The 2,839-nt window shown below is 44.9% G+C and carries 3 protein-coding genes, 1 other RNA gene and 1 pseudogene; 3 read left to right on the top strand and 2 right to left on the bottom strand.

The window, feature by feature from the left end; translation table 11 throughout:
* Nucleotides 1-164: 164 nt before the first annotated feature.
* Nucleotides 165-509 carry an Imm40 family immunity protein gene (gene imm40, locus Q0340_RS02285; RefSeq protein WP_298081994.1) on the bottom strand — a complete coding sequence of 115 codons (345 nt, stop codon included), beginning with the start codon at nucleotides 507-509 and terminating at the stop codon, nucleotides 165-167.
* A gap of 236 nt (nucleotides 510-745) precedes the next feature.
* Nucleotides 746-1,106: a transfer-messenger RNA gene (gene ssrA / locus Q0340_RS02280) on the bottom strand.
* A gap of 98 nt (nucleotides 1,107-1,204) precedes the next feature.
* Between ssrA and panB the strand changes: the two genes are divergently transcribed.
* The 3 genes and pseudogenes from panB to Q0340_RS02265 form a co-directional block, all read left to right on the top strand.
* The gene (panB, locus tag Q0340_RS02275; protein WP_298081993.1) at nucleotides 1,205-2,002 is read left to right on the top strand and encodes a 3-methyl-2-oxobutanoate hydroxymethyltransferase; all 798 of its coding nucleotides are present in this window, start codon (nucleotides 1,205-1,207) and stop codon (nucleotides 2,000-2,002) included.
* Nucleotides 2,003-2,065: 63 nt separating this feature from the next.
* The gene (locus Q0340_RS02270; RefSeq protein ID WP_298081992.1) at nucleotides 2,066-2,332 is read left to right on the top strand and encodes a hypothetical protein; all 267 of its coding nucleotides are present in this window, start codon (nucleotides 2,066-2,068) and stop codon (nucleotides 2,330-2,332) included.
* Between the two features lie 170 nt (nucleotides 2,333-2,502).
* Nucleotides 2,503-2,733: pseudogene (locus Q0340_RS02265) on the top strand (type II toxin-antitoxin system VapC family toxin); the annotation flags it as partial.
* Nucleotides 2,734-2,839 lie beyond the last annotated feature (106 nt).

The raw sequence follows: 2,839 nt of genomic DNA, 5'->3' as shown, positions 1-2,839 counted from the left end.
AGCCTTGGTTCTAAAATTTTAAATTTCACAGCGTTTCTCCTTGGTCCTTTCCAAATTTAACGTCTTCTCCAATCCTCTTTTTTACGCTGAATTCAAATTCGACCTGCTTAAATGCGCCCTCTATGCTTTTATGAAATTCCCTATACACAATCAAATTAAAATTCTCATTTGGACACCCGCCCAGGGCCAATGGCTGGATAATATATAAAATCATCTCCATTTCTGGCGCGATAATTAGTGATATATCGGATCGCCACTTCGAATGCATCGTCATCTTCTGCTTTAATACTCCAGCCGTCGTATGTGATGATGGGCTCATTGCCGCTTAGGCGATATACATCCCCTCCGACGATAAGCATATCTCTATCTCTTGCGATTTTTAGTACCTCCATTACATCGTCAAATCTCCAAGCTATAGCATAAATTCCGTACTCCTCTCTTAGGCGTATACCACGCTCTAGCAGATCCTGCGGTACGATATTTACGTAATCCTCATCTATAAATGACATAATTCGCTCCTTTTAAGTATAAGATTATTGCCATTGCCATTTTTCTATATCGTATTTCTCTACGAAAACCCCCAATACAAAAAAGCTCCTAATAAAACCCCCATTTTTTCAGAAGTAAATTATACTACAAACAAAAATAAAAGGAAAGAGAAATAATCGAAATATAAGATAAGCACCTATATACGGGAATTAAAGAGGAGTGAAAGGAAGCGATTGGAACTTAAAGATAGCTTAATTGGTGGAGGTGTGCGGGATTGAACCGCAGTCCGAAAACAAACGACCAAAGCCTCTACATGTTTAGCAAAAGTGAAGTTCTCGCGCAGGCTCGCTCACTTTCCAAAACGACCGCCGGCGCAAAGACTAGGATTTCACCCTACGGCTCGTCACGCCGCAGAGCTACGCTATCGCAGATTACCCGCCGCCGCGCTTAGATAGTATCGGCGCAGAGCAGGGCTCGACTGGACTTACGCAGCTTTAGCGTAAGCAGGAGCAAATTTAACGTTGTTTGCGTTTAAATTTAGTTTGGATTTTATACGCTGTATCCAAAGCGACATGCAGCCTTGACCCATCCGTTCCCGTCGAAGCCAAGTCACCCCCGAAAGAATGCGCGCGCATTTTACTTTAAAATTTTATAAATGTCAAATTCGGCTTATGTTAAAATTGCATCGAAATTTTAACCGAGCAAAGGAGTCAAAATGTCAAAAATCACGCTTTCTAAATTATACGAGATGAAAAAATCCGGCGAGAAGATCGTGATGATCACCGCCTACGACGCGCTTTTTGCTAAAATTTTCGACGACGAGGTTGATATGGTGCTCGTAGGCGACAGCCTAAATATGAGCTTCGGCGGGCACTCCGAGACCCTGGGCGCAAGCGTAGAGCAGATGATATATCATGCACGTGCCGTAAGACGGGGGCTAAAGCGGGCGTATATGGTCGTGGACATGCCGTTTTGCTCGTGCGCGACGCCAGAGCTTGCGCTACAAAACTGCGCCAAAGTCTATGAGAGTACCGGCTGCGACGCTGTCAAAATCGAAGGCGGCGCTCATATGGCAGATACCGTGGCGCTGCTTAATCGAAACGGTATCGCCGTGATGAGCCACATCGGGCTAAAGCCGCAGTTTTCGCGCTTTACGGGCGGCTACAAGGTAAGCGGACGCGGAGAGGAGGGTGCGCGCGAGGTCTTAAGCGACGCCAGAGCGCTTGCCGAGGCGGGTGCGGTGCTGCTGCTGGTGGAGGGGACGATTTCTGCAGTCGCAAATCAAGTAGCGCTCGGCACCGACGTGCCCGTTATCGGCATCGGCGCTGGCGCGGGCATAGACGGACAGGTGCTTGTGTGGAGCGATATGTGCGGATTTTTCACGGAGTTTCGGCCAAAATTCGTTAAGCGCTATTTAGACGGCGCCGAGCTGGTAAAAGGCGCGGTGCGCGAATACGCGCGCGAAGTCAAGGAGAAGAGCTTTCCGAGCGAGGAGTTTGAATATAAGCAGTAGCGGGATTTTAGGTCGGAATTTTAAAAATTTATATCCTAAAATCAATAAATAAAAGGAGCATAGATGAAAGTCAAAGCAGCTAACGACAAAACTTTAAAAGTATTTAAAAGCGGCAACTCCTTAGCGCTGCGTATCCCGAAATATCTAAATTTGGAGGGCGTTAAGGAGCTTGCGATAAAAGAGCTTAGCGATACCGAAATAACGCTTAGCATCCCCAAACGTAGCGGCAAGTGGGATGGATTGCTTGCGACGCTGGCAAAATTTAAAGACGCTGAGATCAAGCGCGGCAAACAGATCCCGAGCGAGCGCGAGTTTGGATTCGATAAATGATCGTTTTAGATATGAATATTTGTATATATTTGATAAATAACGACGAAAAATACGCTCCTAAAATACTCGATTGTCTGACAAAACATCTAAGATCGGATATTTTTATCTCGCTTGTTACCGTTGCCGAGCTGAGATTTGGTGCATAAAATTCCAAGCGCAAAGAGTTAAATTTACGGCTAATAGACGAGTTTATCTCAAATTTTAATATTTTGCCATTTGGCATGCGTGATGCTCAGGCATATGGTGCAGTGCGCCGCGAGCTAACGGCGGCTAATCGTAAAATAGGAGATATGGATATGTTGATCGCTGCGAATGTATTATCGCGCGGTTGCACGCTCGTTACGAATAACGAAAAAGATTTTAAAAATATAAGCGGGCTTAAAATAGAAAATTGGATGTAAATTTTAAATTTTAAAATTTACGCTGCACGGCGGGCGTTTAAATTTTGCTCTCGCCGCAAATTAGCCGTCAGACCTAAGCGGCTAATAAAATTTAAGGAGAAAATTT

Source organism: uncultured Campylobacter sp. (assembly GCF_938045595.1).
GTDB lineage: Bacteria > Campylobacterota > Campylobacteria > Campylobacterales > Campylobacteraceae > Campylobacter_B.
Note: the sequence above shows the minus strand (reverse complement) of the source record. Positions and strands in the feature narration are given on the sequence as shown.